This is a genomic window from Scandinavium sp. (assembly GCF_051650185.1).
GTDB lineage: Bacteria > Pseudomonadota > Gammaproteobacteria > Enterobacterales > Enterobacteriaceae > Scandinavium.
The window spans coordinates 1-13,999 of record NZ_JBOFIN010000055.1; the positions used below are offsets into that span (position 1 = coordinate 1).

Annotated in this window: 16 protein-coding genes and 3 pseudogenes; 8 read left to right on the forward strand and 11 right to left on the reverse strand. The window is 53.8% G+C overall.

Going from position 1 to position 13,999, the window contains the following annotated elements; all coding sequences use genetic code 11:
- The 3 genes and pseudogenes from ACRCWW_RS06420 to ACRCWW_RS06430 all read left to right on the forward strand — a co-directional run.
- Positions 1-114 (forward strand): annotated as a pseudogene (locus ACRCWW_RS06420) (IS630 family transposase); the annotation flags it as partial.
- 211 nt (positions 115-325) lie between these two features.
- Positions 326-495, forward strand: a pseudogene (locus ACRCWW_RS06425) (SOS response-associated peptidase); the annotation flags it as partial.
- A 133-nt stretch (positions 496-628) separates the two neighbouring features.
- Positions 629-931, forward strand: a complete 303-nt coding sequence (locus ACRCWW_RS06430; protein WP_438681667.1) for a helix-turn-helix domain-containing protein — start codon at positions 629-631, stop codon at positions 929-931.
- Positions 932-965: 34 nt separating this feature from the next.
- Here the strand turns inward: ACRCWW_RS06430 and mobH are convergent, their stop codons facing one another.
- From mobH to ACRCWW_RS06445, 3 genes are all read right to left on the reverse strand, one after another.
- The gene (gene mobH, locus ACRCWW_RS06435; RefSeq protein ID WP_438681668.1) at positions 966-2,822 is read right to left on the reverse strand and encodes a MobH family relaxase; all 1,857 of its coding nucleotides are present in this window, start codon (positions 2,820-2,822) and stop codon (positions 966-968) included.
- A 12-nt stretch (positions 2,823-2,834) separates the two neighbouring features.
- Complete coding sequence (locus ACRCWW_RS06440) at positions 2,835-3,050, reverse strand: toxin-antitoxin system HicB family antitoxin (RefSeq protein ID WP_438681669.1); 216 nt, start codon at positions 3,048-3,050, stop codon at positions 2,835-2,837.
- Between the two features lie 72 nt (positions 3,051-3,122).
- Positions 3,123-3,758, reverse strand: a complete 636-nt coding sequence (locus ACRCWW_RS06445; protein ID WP_438681670.1) for a division plane positioning ATPase MipZ — start codon at positions 3,756-3,758, stop codon at positions 3,123-3,125.
- Between the two features lie 441 nt (positions 3,759-4,199).
- Here ACRCWW_RS06445 and ACRCWW_RS06450 point away from each other — a divergent pair, with 441 nt between their 5' ends.
- Together ACRCWW_RS06450 and ACRCWW_RS06455 are read left to right on the forward strand one after the other, a co-directional pair.
- Positions 4,200-4,376 (forward strand): hypothetical protein, encoded by a 177-nt coding sequence (locus ACRCWW_RS06450; RefSeq protein ID WP_438681671.1) that lies wholly within the window; start codon positions 4,200-4,202, stop codon positions 4,374-4,376.
- Between the two features lie 108 nt (positions 4,377-4,484).
- A complete protein-coding gene (locus ACRCWW_RS06455; protein WP_438681672.1) occupies positions 4,485-4,841 on the forward strand; it encodes a DUF3742 family protein in 357 nt (118 codons plus the stop codon).
- A 36-nt stretch (positions 4,842-4,877) separates the two neighbouring features.
- Here ACRCWW_RS06455 and ACRCWW_RS06460 read toward each other — a convergent pair whose 3' ends face one another.
- The 6 genes from ACRCWW_RS06460 to arsH all read right to left on the reverse strand — a co-directional run bounded on the left by ACRCWW_RS06460 (position 4,878) and on the right by arsH (position 10,340).
- Positions 4,878-6,392, reverse strand: coding sequence for a conjugal transfer protein TraG N-terminal domain-containing protein (locus ACRCWW_RS06460; RefSeq protein ID WP_438681673.1), 1,515 nt, complete (start codon positions 6,390-6,392; stop codon positions 4,878-4,880).
- Positions 6,389-6,727 (reverse strand): hypothetical protein, encoded by a 339-nt coding sequence (locus ACRCWW_RS06465; protein ID WP_438681674.1) that lies wholly within the window; start codon positions 6,725-6,727, stop codon positions 6,389-6,391. The genes ACRCWW_RS06460 and ACRCWW_RS06465 overlap by 4 nt, the downstream gene beginning before the upstream one ends.
- Positions 6,724-8,085, reverse strand: coding sequence for an integrating conjugative element protein (locus ACRCWW_RS06470; RefSeq protein WP_438681682.1), 1,362 nt, complete (start codon positions 8,083-8,085; stop codon positions 6,724-6,726). Before ACRCWW_RS06470 ends, ACRCWW_RS06465 begins: the two co-directional genes overlap by 4 nt.
- Before the next feature lie 32 nt (positions 8,086-8,117).
- The gene (locus ACRCWW_RS06475) at positions 8,118-9,047 is read right to left on the reverse strand and encodes a TIGR03756 family integrating conjugative element protein (protein ID WP_438681675.1); all 930 of its coding nucleotides are present in this window, start codon (positions 9,045-9,047) and stop codon (positions 8,118-8,120) included.
- A complete protein-coding gene (locus ACRCWW_RS06480) occupies positions 9,044-9,454 on the reverse strand; it encodes a TIGR03757 family integrating conjugative element protein (protein WP_438681676.1) in 411 nt (136 codons plus the stop codon). The genes ACRCWW_RS06475 and ACRCWW_RS06480 overlap by 4 nt, the downstream gene beginning before the upstream one ends.
- Before the next feature lie 187 nt (positions 9,455-9,641).
- Complete coding sequence (gene arsH, locus ACRCWW_RS06485) at positions 9,642-10,340, reverse strand: arsenical resistance protein ArsH (RefSeq protein WP_438681677.1); 699 nt, start codon at positions 10,338-10,340, stop codon at positions 9,642-9,644.
- 85 nt (positions 10,341-10,425) lie between these two features.
- On the opposite strand from arsH, the gene ACRCWW_RS06490 reads away from it, so the two are divergent.
- The 3 genes from ACRCWW_RS06490 to arsC are packed head-to-tail and all read left to right on the forward strand — an operon-like array spanning position 10,426 to position 12,518.
- The gene (locus ACRCWW_RS06490; protein ID WP_438681678.1) at positions 10,426-10,746 is read left to right on the forward strand and encodes a transcriptional regulator; all 321 of its coding nucleotides are present in this window, start codon (positions 10,426-10,428) and stop codon (positions 10,744-10,746) included.
- A gap of 44 nt (positions 10,747-10,790) precedes the next feature.
- On the forward strand, positions 10,791-12,080 hold the full coding sequence (locus ACRCWW_RS06495; RefSeq protein ID WP_438681679.1) for an arsenic transporter: 1,290 nt from the start codon (positions 10,791-10,793) through the stop codon (positions 12,078-12,080).
- Between the two features lie 12 nt (positions 12,081-12,092).
- The gene (arsC, locus tag ACRCWW_RS06500) at positions 12,093-12,518 is read left to right on the forward strand and encodes a glutaredoxin-dependent arsenate reductase (RefSeq protein WP_438681680.1); all 426 of its coding nucleotides are present in this window, start codon (positions 12,093-12,095) and stop codon (positions 12,516-12,518) included.
- Between the two features lie 153 nt (positions 12,519-12,671).
- Here the strand turns inward: arsC and ACRCWW_RS06505 are convergent, their stop codons facing one another.
- Positions 12,672-12,875, reverse strand: coding sequence for a hypothetical protein (locus tag ACRCWW_RS06505; RefSeq protein WP_438681681.1), 204 nt, complete (start codon positions 12,873-12,875; stop codon positions 12,672-12,674).
- Positions 12,876-13,100: 225 nt separating this feature from the next.
- Positions 13,101-13,999 (reverse strand): annotated as a pseudogene (locus ACRCWW_RS06510) (conjugative transfer ATPase); the annotation flags it as partial.

A 13,999-nucleotide genomic window follows, 5' to 3' on the forward strand; every position in this document is an offset into this window, starting at 1 on the left:
ATAACCCGAAACCATCAGTGCCGGACAATGTGGCAGCTGCTGAGAAAAGTTCACCATTTTATGGAAACAGTCAGCCCATTCCCCGGAGGAAAACATGGTCAGGCAAAAGTGTAGCGGTATTAGGCGCAGCTATTTAGCACGATGAACAGTTAACTGAACCCTGAAGATAATCCCCGGGACTTTTCTCCGGGATATGCAGGGAAGCATTAGCACTGCCCGTCTGGATGGAGTTGCCAGCTCCGGGGCCCAGCAGAATCTCTTTATCACCCGCTGTCTGGCAGAAGCCAAACGTACACCACGGCATGTTCTGCCAATGGAGGTCGTTATGTGTGGGCGATTCTCTCAGTCTCTGACCGAGAAAAATACCTGACCGAGCTTGCCGGCCCCCTCGAACGGAGTATCGCTATCGACCATGAACCGATCGCTCGTTACAACGTAGCTCCGGGCACAATTGTGCTGTTGCTGAGTGAGCGAAATCATGCGGTGCACTGGGATTAAGCCTCCCCTCAGAAGCAGGTGGTCCGGCATCTGCTTTACAGTGACTAAGACTGGCAAAATATAGCTTTTTATCTATATAGCGCTTAATCTGTTTTCTGCATAATCTGACAACCAGAGCCTGGGGAATATCATGGGAAGCACGCTCGAACAACTGATTGCAGCCGAAACGCCAGAGGCCGTTGAAGCAATCTCAGAGATTGCTGCTGATATGCGTTTTTGTATTCATCTCACTGAACTGCGTGAAGCAACCAACAAAACGCAGACTGACATTGCGCAGATTCTGAATGTCAGACAACCCACTATCGCTGCTATGGAAAGAAAGGGCCGGGATATCCGGCTTTCAACACTGAAGCGTTATGTCGAAGCCACGGGCAGCAAACTGCAAATCACCGTCGAATTGCCCGATGGCTCCCGCCATACCCTGGCGGTGTAAGCCGTACCCTGCGTTGTCTGCCACCGCCCCGCCATCAGGCCGTGGGGTGACTCCCCTTCACCATCACAGACAGATAGGGGTTATCTTCCGGAACATCTTCCCCAAAAATCTCTTCTGGGGAGGCAAGAAGATAGCCCTCAACACGCGATGTTTTACGCGGCCCCTTTACCTGGCAGGCGTGAATATTGATGTTATTCATCCCCCGGTAATGCAACCGCAGTTTCTGAAAAGCTTTCTGCACCAGTTTCCATTCGTCGCCAGTGCTGCCCGTTGTGGACTGCACGTAAAGTTTGAAGATTTCCGGCGAAACCATAAACAGCATCCCGTCCACCATATGCACCCGTGCCAGCCGGTCGTTGATCTGAACTTTTCGGGTTTGCAGACCTTCCCGCAGCCAGTTAACAAAGCTCAGCCCCGATACCGGAACAGCAGATGGTTTACTTCTGATCGTTGCGGGAGGTGCAGTATCATCTGCGGGCAACAGTGCTGAATCCACTTCCACCAGGCCTGCGCTGACCTCCGAAATGAATACCTCTTCTTCTGCGTGTGGCTCCGGAGAAAGAGAGCTCTCCGGCCCGGTGACACTCTCACCATCAGAGAATAATGACAGCGCCAGTTCACTCAGTGGATCACCTTCCGAACAGACATCAGTTTCCGGGTTTGCCTTTACGGTTTGTTCAGCAACCTCCTCTTGCTGTGCAGATGTGAGCAACTGCGGACTCACCAGGCCGTCAAATGCTGCCGGGCGATTATCCGAATCAGACCATATTCGCTCTGGCGATACTCGTAGCAGGGTCAGTGGCCTGCCGGGTGTCCAGCCGCTACTGGCCTCTATTTCACACGACCAGATGGCCTTCCCCTCCGGCGTGGGAACAATCAGCCCCAGTGACTGCATTTCATCAAACAACCGGACATTGCTGTCAGGCACGCCGGTAACACCCTGTTGCAGTAACCATGCCCGTATATTATCAGCGGTGGTCTTACTGACCAGCCAGAGCGTGTCCCCGGTGAGCCAGCCATCTGAGCCTGAGTGCGGGTTATTCAGTTTGTAACGGGTATGCACCAGTTCCCGTAGTGCCATCAGTACCTGCTTCGCCAGCGAAGGCTGCGGATTGTTCAGCACGCTGCCGGCACTGGCCCCCATAAACTGTGCCACCGAGGCCCTGTCAGCTTCCTGCACCAGATCACCCAGTACACCTGCCCGTTCATAGTGCCCGCTGATGCAGTACAAAAACGAGGCCAGCAGCTCCGGGTACTGCGCCAGCCAGTTCAGCGCCGTGTCGGGTAAAATGCGTGAAACCAGCAGAGAGCCGGCCACCGGGTGCAGATGATAATCCCGAGCTTTTCGGTACTTCAGTTGATAAGCATGGGTGGGTGCACCCTGCCACGGATGCCAGGCCTGGTCTGCATCGGTCACAACATCGATGTCCGCCACGATTTTTCCGGCATCGTGCAGCAATGCCGCATACAGCACCCCCGCAGTCCAGGCTTCTGCCTCACGCGCCTGATCCTCGGGTGCACCACCAGCAGGCAGCAGATGACTTTGTCGCAGTTTTGCCGCAAAGGCCATCACCTCCAGCGAGTGATCGAGTAGCCCACCTGGGTAAGCATGGTGATGGTATTCCGAGGCCGGGAACTGTTGCGCCAGCATCGCAAAGCGCGCCACCGGCCCCCGATACAGTTCGGCGAATAACTCAGCGGAAACGGATGTGCGCTGCCAGATTATCTTCAGCAGTTGCTGGCGCAACGGCGTGGCAAGCAGCGCATCCGCCCCCTGCGGAATAAACCATCCAGGTCTGCTAACCTCATCTTTTTTAACCGCTTCTGGCTCCCCTGGCTGACTATCCGGTTTTTTGAGCCATTTCAGCTTTTCACGCAACCCTGTTTTCATGAGTGCCGCCTTTCATTTATTCATGCTGAGCCAGAAGTCATAACACTCCAGCAGAAATGCCGTCATGCTCTTTCCCTGCTCTGCAGCAGCGATCTTTATCTCGCGATGCAACTGCGGTTCGATACGGATTTGCAGCGGTTTAAATTCCCCTTCCCGGAAATCGGTGGTTGTGACACTCAGAGGACGGGGGACTATCGGTAACAGCTTTGGGGCCGTTTTTTTGACCATGGCGGTATATCCGATGAAATGCTGAAATCATGAAAAGCGGAATACCTTGTCTCATGATTTCAGCAGGGAAAGTTAATTCCCGCTTTGCCGTGCGCGGGCAAGAATGTCATGCACAATGTTTCTGGCACGACGGTTCAGGGTTTTCCAGGGAGTCTCGGTGATGGCATGGCCTGCATCCAGCGTGATGCTGTAGCCCGCTTTAAAGGTCAGAAAGTTGTTGATGCAGATAAAATTCCAGCTGTTAATTGTTTCAATCGCAGCCCGCCCCTCGGCCAGGCTGGGAGCCTTCCCCACAACATACAGCAACCGGTTATGGGGTATGCCTTTGTGCATAAGTTCATATCCCAGCAGCAGCGACGGCTCCAGGTCATCCACCGATGTGCCCGTCGCAATCACGACCAGACTGGACTGCCGGGCAATATCCAGTGAGGAAGCATCGGCATAAGGACGTGTGTCCACGATCAGGCATTCGTAGCTGTTCGCCGCTTTCATCACCACATCGTGGCGACGGTACACCCCGGTTTCAACGACAGGAAAAATCCCCGCGTTGTCACGACGCTCGGCCCATTTCGCGCTGGTCTGTTGTTTACTGTCCAGATCGCCCAGATGCGTACTTGCACCTGAGCGGATACTCTCCACGGCTGCGGCGCGGGCAAGCGTTGAGCGCCCCACACCACCTTTCTGACTGATAAAACTGATAATCATCATCGCTCTCCTGCATTCATGAATAAGGGAAAGAAGGAATTCAGGAGCACTATGTCGAAAACGATGAATCCGGTCGGCAATAAACTCAATACCGGAATAATAATTAATGAAATAAGGATGTCATGAATGCAGGAAATATTGCCTTAAGGCGGCTGCCTTTTGGGTTTTAGCCTTTTCGGGTAAGGCTTTTACCCCTTCAGTGACCCTTACCCTTCCCCCTTTGCCTTTTCCCTTGCCCTGGCCTTTTCAACGTGAGCCATTTTCAGACTGTTACCCGGCCCTCTGGCAGTATTTTTGATTACTATGACAGCAGTATCAATGCACGGGGCCAGGTTTTCGGCTCTCAAGCCAGGTATGCAGGAAATGCGATGCCCCCAGCAGTCTTAACGGTTAAACAGTAACGACTGTGCCGGGGCAAAGTTCGACTATGGAAGGTGAAAGGGAATGGAAATCAGAAATCACGACGACTACGAAAGCAGTCTTGAGCGCATTGATGCGTTGTACCAGCTCAATCCAAAGGCGGGAACCCCGGAACATACTGAAATGGAAGCCCTGGCTGCTGCCCTGCTGTGCTATGAAAACCGACACTTTCCAATCGTCGGGGACTTTATGCTGAACTGAGTTTCAGCTTAAGCGAAAATGCCTGCTGCAAAAATAGACAAAATGACTGGCTATTATTTAACCACCAACATAAGGTGTGTTTATGCATAATGACCGGGAGATACAGTCATGCAACAAAATAATTTTGGTTATCGTCTGGGAAAATTCACCCGTCATTATTTCAATGTTCTCAGAGCACAGGAAATCCAACACCAACAGCGAGGCGTTCCCCGGTGGGCCACAAAATTACCAATGTATCTGTGCATTGCCGCCATCGTGGTTCTGGCAGCAGCAGGTGCCGTCGCAATTGCCTTTTTTATCGTTGTGACGCTGTTAATCTGGATGTATTTCAGCATGACGGGGAATGACTGGTTAGAAAAATCAAAAGAAGATGAGCCAGAAGATGGCTACAACAATACAGGACCCGAAGGCCCTGGATTTTATTTTGGTGGTAGTCGAATAGATAATGATGAAAATCACCATTAACTTATTTTTGCCCGCATTTTCGTTGCTACCCCTGTATTATTTTCCTTTATTTCCTGCACCACCTGAGCTTAATCGGATTCGTTCACCGGCGTTTCCGCCAGATCTGAATGCGTCTCTTACTCCTGATATTGCTGCCCGTTCAATCGTTCCTCCTAACTGTAGTCCAGCCCATCCAAGTGCTCCCATCCAGAAGGCGGGCAGTACGATAAACATCGTCCCTGTAACAAACTGCATAATGAGATCGTCCTGAGTGTTCTGTAGCCCGGCCAGATTCCAGTAACTGTGCGTGTCGCCACTGTAGAGCAGCGACATCATCCATCCGTCAAGCCACCGCGCCAGCTCCCACCAGAAGGTCAAAAATATCAGCCCGAACTGCGCAAACGTCAGTGTCAGCACCGTTTTGATACTGTAGGCCGAAAACACCGTCACCAGCGGGATGCAAATAATCAGTGCCATCTGCAAAATCGCCTGCACCATCGGCAGCGCCTGGCGCAGTGAATCAAACGCCGGAAACGCGCCCGTAGTCGCCATCACCTGCCCTGTGGTGGCAATGGTTCGGGTCAGTGCATTGGTAAAGCTGCCGGCTATTGTCCCGCCATAGCCCGAATACGTTCGCCCGTCCTGCGAAACTTCCATGTTACGTGGGCTGACCAGTGAGCGCAGCACCGCTTCCTCATAGCTACTCTGACTGACAGCAAGTTTGCGGAACGTCTGCCAGATATCCGGTTTCACCATCGCCAGTAGCCGGGGTTTCAGGCCAACATTGCTGTCCGACCACCACTGCCTGCAGGTCGGGTAGCCACCGCGCCCGGTGTTGACCAGTCCCGCATCCCTGTCGCTGTTATACGACCAGTTTTTTCGGGGACTACGGGCATGATTGCTGTCATAGTAACCCGGCCGGGTCAGAAATCGCGATGAACCAATCCAGGCCACATCCTGATCGTCATCGTAGGACAGTCCCACGTCCTGTTGCTTCAGATGCACCAGCGACGGCGCGTAACACTCCAGCGTAAAATCTTTCAGTTCCTGTGCCAGCAACGGATTATTAATACGGGTGTGCTGGACCTCAAAACGCAGTTGGCGCAGGTCCGGTTCACAAGGGATTGCCGCAATAGCCGACTCAGTAAGTCCTTTCGAGAGGGTATGAACCAGATACCACCACACTGGAACGCTCGCGATTTGTCCACTGAGGCTGTTAACCAGCGGAGCATAGCCGTTGTTCTCAGGTACGGCAGGCACCGAAACATCACACTGCATTGATCGCGTCTTATCCAGCGTCATTTCTGTGATATCAACATTAAACAGCGGCTCGCAGGTAAACATAATGACCATCATGGAGACATACACCGTGCTCTCCATCCAGTGAAGCGTCAGTCCGCCCGCATCCCCTTCGTCCACACCCTGCTCGCGCGCTTTCAGGTAGTGGGCAATCAGCTTCATCAGCAGCGGCAGGGAAAACATGCCAGTGGTCGCTATCGCATTCCAGATGCCGTTGCTGACCAGCCAGCCAAGAACAGTGAGTGCATATTCCAGATAACTGTTCGCCGTCATGCCTGACCTCCTGAGTACTGCGTCAGACAACAAAACTCATTAAGCAGCATCAGCAGTAAAAACCAGCCTATGAGGCGTTTCAGCGCTGAACGCTGCCTACTTCCGGCACGACGGTATAACCAGCTCCACAATGCGACAATGGCGGTATACACGCAAAGCCGCCAGGCCAGAAGGCTGTAGCGATACTGATGCAACAGGTGAGGTATAGAAAGCGATGGTGCGAAATGCCGCAGGACCATGGCGACAAACAGCAGACCAATGGTCATCACCACGGTTACCAGCAGCATCTTTCCTGTCAGTTTCAGTAACGTATTTATTTTGCTCACGTTGCTCATTTCTGGTCCCCTGATGGCAGGCTGAGGTTACGGACACGAGCATCACCGTCATCCTCGACGCTGACCGCCCGTCCACGGGTCGCCTCCCGCACTGCCTGGCGCTCGAGAATGACCGCGCTGGTGTTGCTGGTCAGCATCCGGCGCATCTCAAGCTCCAGCCGCAGCTGATTCAGCTCCTGGTCAAGCTGACCGGTGGTCTGTGTCAGTTGCGTCTGGGCCTCTTTTTCAGCCGCAATGTTCGGCTCACGCATCCCTGCCAGCAGCATCCGGCGGGCCATCAGTGCCTGCTCCATGACCCGGGCAAGCGCCATCTCACCGGAAAGCCGCTGCATCAGTACAGGAACATCCGGGTCTGAGTGGAGGGCTTCCACCACCCCGCGGGTCAGCAATAGACTGCCGCCGGAGGCTTTTGCCAGATTCTCGTCCGTGGGTTTCAGGTCGCCATTCACCAGCGAGGCCAGTACCGTGGCGATTTTCTCCTGCTCATCCGCAATCAGCGGTGAGAGTCCCACGCCAGCCTGAGCCCCGCTCTGACTGGCACTGTTACCGCTCTCATCGTTATCCGGAGCCACGTTGATGGTCTGCTCCCCCACCACATGGGTGAGCCAAGTTGCCGCCTGCTCTGGCTTGCTCCAGACCCGGCACAGTTCGCCCTGACACTGTGATGCCGGAATACTCCCGGAATCAGTGGCGCTGCGCTGATTGAGAATGTTGTAGCCCGCCTTCGCGGTGTCACCGACAAGCTTAATCGGCGGCTGACCGCTGCCACCGCGCTTCTGCCCACCCACCCAGGTTTTGCCTTTGCTGGCGGCTTCATTCTCGGCCTTCTTTTGTGCCTGTACCGCATCGGTATTACTGGCTGCGATGGTCTGGTAGTTTTCAGCTTTGGCGCTCTGGGTCCAGGCTGGGCCATAGGCAAAGTCGGTCATCTTCGAGGCCATAGATTCACAGGAGAGTTTTGACTTGTCGAAGTCCACCCTTGCCTGAAGAATGCCGTTGGTCAGCAGGTCATAAAGCTGGGGATTGGCGCGCTGAATAATCATCGCCGGGAGGCTGGCAACAGCGGAGGTGGCATTCTGTATCACGCTGCCCATCATCTGCTGAAAACCCTGAGTTACACCGTTAAGCTGGTCGCGTACCGTGGTGGTGATATCGAAGTTGCCGCAGGTGAGGTCAGCATTCCAGCCCGCCCGCAGATTCAGCAATGAGGGGTTACGTCGGGTCAGTGCAGGGGTTATGACTGACCCCCCGCCAATCTGGTAGTACAGTGAGTCAGCGATGGCCCCTTTCTCGTCAACGCCATAGCTGTCCTCGGCCGCCCACGCGGCATGGCAGCTGAGACTGAAAGCCACAGCCATCAGTGCCGGTTTATATACCTGTCGCATCATTTTCATCCTCCGGTACTCCCCAGAAAGGTCTGCCCGCGTCGCCGGCAACAGGCGTAAGGACGCCACAGCGCCCAGATGTATCCCCCATTCAGTGACTGACGCTCAGCAGAGACATCGGTAATTGTGTGGTCAGGGAACATGGCGCAGGTGGAGCTCATCACTGGTGAAAGCCGCTGCCAGGTGTGGTTGCCTGGATTACCCTCCTGCACCGGGGATGGTGGCCAGTAGCCAGGCCGGGAAGACCCCACCTCCGACAGATAGACATGCGGTTGCCCGCTGCGGGTGACAATGTCGACTGCGCGCTGCGCTATCACCGCCCCCGCTTTATAGTCGTCGGTCTGCCCCAGCGCCCCTTCCCGCGGGTAGACATTGCCCCATAAATCACCAGGTTGCCGGACCTCACGCAGACCCGGTGTCAGGGCTTCCGGGTAGAACATCTCCGGTATGCCGCCACGCCAGGCCAATTGGTCCAGTGTGCTGATGAAGTAAGGTTGTAACGGCACCACATCATTGCTGCAGCTGTAACCCATCCCGCTCAGAAAACGGTAGAACGTTGAACCAGCCGGATGACCGAACGCATCGGCGTTTTTAAAACGGATTTTGGTCTGGCTGTTGTTGATACGGGAGTTGGTGTCCCCGCCCCCTTCGGCTCCGGGTATCGCCACGCCGGCAAAGGCTATTTCCCGCCACGGATTATCTCCGGGCGTGTTATAGGCAGAGACCACCAGGTCAGGAAGGTTGTGTTTCACCTTCACGGAGGTTTTGACCGTGCAGCCAAACGGTGTGCAGAACAACCAATAGCACAGACCGACCACACGGTACTGCAGGCAGTCCGGTGACAACGCGGAGGCCATTATCTGCGGCGTGGTGACAGACATAGCGGGCAGGCTCACCACCAGCAGCGTCAGTAATGCAGAGCAGGATGTTTTCATGGGTACTGCTCCCGCCACGTATCCAGTTTCTGCTGCGCCAGCGCCACATCGGTGGTGCCGTACACCACGAAATGGTCATCAAACACCACTGCAGGCATTTTGGTTATGCCGGTAGTTCGAGCATCCAGCAACGCCTGATATGCACGGGTCAACCGGGCTTCCTGCGTATGCCAGTCTGGCTGCTGCATGCGCAGGCGAACCTGCACCTCCGCCTTAGCGGGGCTGGCAGACAGTGGAGGAAACAACGACTGCGACAATGTGTCGGCGTTTTCCAGCAACTGAACTTCCACACCGGGCTCAGGATGCACCACAGGCCAGTCAGCGGTGGTGTAAATCACCGTCTGAGCCAGCCCATTCGTGGAAGTAAAAAGCAGGTACAGCGGGATAAGAAAGAGACAGTGCTTCATAAGACTCCCCTTGATGTCTGTGTCAGAGGGGATTTAACGCGCAAAGACGAGGGCTGGCTTTGGGAAACTCAATATACGGTCGAGAACATTATCCGACAGGAAGCGACGTTCCGAAGGTGAACGGCAGAAAAGTGCCAATAGCGGACGTTGTTGAGCTCATGCTGTATGGATTCACGAAGAACAAACGTTATATTTTGTCCTGATTGACACGGGATGAAAGCTCCTGGTGACTCTCTTTTCGCTCGCTGTAACGATCCGCAAGATAACCGGTTTGTCCCTTAAGCAGCAGTGTGATTTTAAACAGCTCCTCGGCTACATCCACGATGCGGTCATACCATGACGAAGGTTTCATTCGTCCGTTTTCGTCAAACTCTTGCCATGCCTTTGCTACGGAGGACTGGTTGGGGATCGTAAACATCCGCATCCAGCGGCCCAGAATACGCATCTGGTTCACGGCATTGAAGGACTGTGAACCGCCGCAGACCTGCATGACCGCGAGTGTTTTGCCCTGCGAAGGACGAACCGCGCCTTCACTTAAGGGTATCCAGTCAATTTGTGCCTTCATGACTGCACTCATAGCCCCGTGCCGTTCCGGAGAACTCCACACCATCCCGTCACACCATCTGACCAGACCGCGCAGCTCGGTGACTTTTGGATGTGTGTCTGGCGCATCATCCGGCAGGGGTAAACCTGTGGGGTTAAAGAGTTTCACCTCCGCGCCCATCACCGTCAGCAGGCGACCTGCTTCCTCCGCGGCGAAGCGGCTGTAGGAGCGCTCTCTTACTGAACCATACAGGATAAGAATCCGTGGTGGTTCCTGCATTTGCAGGTGTTTAGCGATGTGTTGATCAAAGCATTCAGTATTCAGGGCAGGAAATTGTTCCATTTTTCTCCTCCGGAGAGAGCAGATGATTTTAATGTTGATATATATGATTTACCATATACATATTCTAAAGGGAACGGAGTGAAAAATGCTACAACCTGTTCAGCTTTTCAAAGTCCTATCGGATGAAACACGACTCTCCATCGTCATGCTTCTCCGGGAGTCAGGAGAACTGTGTGTCTGCGATATCTGTGCGGCCACCTCCGAGTCGCAGCCCAAGATCTCGCGACATATGGCTATTCTTCGCGATACTGGGTTGGTTCTTGATCGTAGGGAGGGCAAATGGATCCACTATCGTCTCTCACCCCACATACCGGCGTGGGCAGCTGAGATAATCACAACGTCCTGGCAGTGTATGCGCGAGGACGTGCGTGAATGGCTGGACAAATCATCCTGTACCTCCTGCTGAGGCTGGAAAACACATTCGAATAATCATATATAATGGGGTCTGAGATGTTTTTGGCAGGGAGTATATTTTTACTGACGCTGGTACTGGTGATCTGGCAACCCAGAGGCCTGAGTATTGGCTGGAGCGCGAGTATCGGGGCAGCGCTGGCGCTGGTAACCGGTGTCATCCATATCGCTGATATTCCCGTTGTCTGGAATATCGTCTGGAACGCGACTGCTGCATTTATTGCGGTCATCATAATCAGCCTGCTGCTCGATGAGTCAGGCTTCTTTGAATGGGCCGCACTGCACGTTTCCCGCTGGGGTAACGGACGTGGCCGCCTGCTGTTCACCTGGATAGTGTTGCTCGGTGCCACTGTTGCGGCGTTGTTTGCCAATGACGGTGCCGCGCTGATTCTGACGCCGATTGTGATTGCGATGCTGCTCGCATTGGGGTTCAGCCAGGGCACGACACTGGCCTTTGTCATGGCCGCAGGATTTATTGCGGATACAGCCAGCCTGCCGCTCATTGTTTCTAATCTGGTGAATATCGTCTCGGCGGACTTTTTCGGTCTGGGCTTTACGCAGTATGCCTCCGTCATGATCCCCGTGGATGTGGCAGCCATTGCGGCCACGCTGGTCATGCTGCATATCTTTTTCCGCAAGGATATTCCGGCGACGTATGACGTTTCGCTGCTCAAGACGCCAGCCAGTGCGATAAAGGATCCGGCAACCTTCAGGGCGGGCTGGATTGTTCTTTTATTGCTGCTTATCGGTTTCTTTATTCTTGAGCCGCTGGGGATCCCTGTCAGTGCGATAGCGGCGGCTGGCGCAGCAGTGCTGTTTGTGGTGGCAAAAAGAGGCCATGCCATCAACACTGGGAAAGTTGTGCGCGGTGCGCCATGGCAAATCGTTATTTTCTCGCTGGGCATGTATCTGGTGGTCTATGGCCTGCGCAATGCAGGACTCACGGAGTACCTGTCTGGCGTGCTGAATCTACTGGTAGACAAGGGTTTATGGGCAGCGACGTTCGGTACGGGCTTCCTTACTGCGTTCCTCTCATCAGTGATGAACAACATGCCGACGGTACTGATTGGCGCGCTCTCTATTGACGGGAGTACAGCAACCGGAGTCGTCAAAGAGGCGATGATCTATGCCAATGTGATTGGTTGCGATTTAGGCCCGAAAATCACCCCGATTGGCAGTCTGGCAACCCTGCTGTGGCTGCATGTGCTTGCCCAGAAAAATATGACGATCACCTGGGTATATTACTTCCGTACCGGCATTGTCATGACTGTGCCCGTGCTGTTTGTCACTCTGGCCGCGCTGGCGTGGCGGCTCTCTGTCACTTTGTAATGAGATACCGATATGAGCAACATAACCATCTATCACAACCCGGCCTGTGGCACCTCACGCAACACGCTGGAGATGATCCGCAACAGCGGTAACGAACCGACGATAATTTATTATCTCGATACGCCTCCGACCCATGATGAGCTTATTAAACTTATTTCAGATATGGGGATTACAGTGCGTGCCTTGCTGCGTAAAAACGTTGAGCCTTATGAACACTTGGGTCTTGATGAAGATAAATTTAGTGATGAGCAGTTGATTGAATTCATGCTTCAACATCCGATCCTGATTAACCGGCCGGTAGTTGTTACACCGCTTGGCACTCGTCTTTGCCGCCCTTCAGAAATAGTGCTGGGTATTCTACCGGAAGGTCAGAAAGGAGCGTTTACCAAAGAGGATGGTGAGAGGGTCATTGATGAAACGGGGAAGCGGGTTAAGTAATCTATCCACTTCAAAATATCGAACGCCTGTTTACGCTATGCAGGAGTCCGCTTTTCGCTCAAAGCTGCCGGTCAACTACTGTGAACTCATGAAGGTGTATCGGTTGCCATTCTGCCGGCATGGACAGAATATCCGTTATGTCCAAATTAAGGTTCACTGAAGTCCCGGAATCTTCTTCAGTAAACCGACAACGACTCTGACGCCCAGGTTTACATATGTCGGGGCGTCCAGATAAACAATTTTTTGTTTGTCGTAGCCATTTGTCAGGAACAAAAAACGAAGGCCGGGAGTACAAATCAAAGCATCTGCGCCTTTAGATACAAGATGTTCGCCATCAGATTCAGTATTGTCGAGCATGACAGATTGAACATTTCAGACCGGGAGTATTGGCCCCGAAATTACCTCAACCTCATGATTCAAAAACACCTGTCAGGATCTGATGCCAGACGACGTACCCCCGAAAACGATAGTCCGGCGTCTGTATCTTCGACAACATCCTGAAGGAAGCAGGCAATTTCCTTATTGCCACTATGATTAATCCAGAAATTGGTGAGTTTTTCGATATAAAATACCCTGCACTCATCAATATGCCCCTATTGCCAGCCCCCTTAGCCTGTCAATCTGACGCGCGACCTGAATCGCCGCATCCAGTTCACTGATGCCCTGCTCACGCATGAGTTTCGCACGCGCAGCCTTCTCATGTTTTTCAGTCATGCCGAGCGCCAGATAGAGACTCGGCGGCACCACCCGGAACAGCGCTTCGATTTTACTCGCCAGCACCACGCCCTCGGTGTATTTCTCCGGGGCTTTGCTGGCGGAGAGCAGCAGTTGCCTCTGCGCCTCACTGAGCGTCTTAAACCGTTCCAGTTGTGTCACCTCCTCCGGGGGCATCACCAGCAGCTCCCACCACTCAATCATGTTCAGCAGCTTCTTCGCCTCATCCGGAAAATCTGCCAGGTTTTGCGTGGCCAGCCACAGCCAGATCCCCAGCTTGCGCCACATCTTCGAGCCCTTGGTAAGGAAGCGGGCCAGCAGCGGGTTCACAGTAATAATGTGGGATTCATCGGTGATATTGACGATGGGACGTTCCAGATGCTGATCGCGCTCGCCCAGGTTGTTGATATGGTTAATCAGTGAAATGTAGCTGATGGCAAGCTGAGCCTCGTACCCTTCACGGGCAAAAGTGCCCAGATCAACCAGAGTGATATCCGCATCCGGCCAGGGCGTCCCTTCCCGGTTGAATAACTCCCCCTCAAAGCCAGAGCAGAACAGGTTTATCGACTCCGCCATCTCATAGGCACGTGTTCGTCGGCTCTCCGGCAATGTGCTGTCTTTTGACAGCACAAACAGCGCATCGCGCACATCCTGTGTCAGCGTCTGTCGCTCAGCCTGGTGACAGACGGTTGCCGCATCGATGATGGCCTGGCGGATCATCGCCCTGTCCGGACGGGTCAGCCGGGCATCTTCCCGGGGTTCGCCAC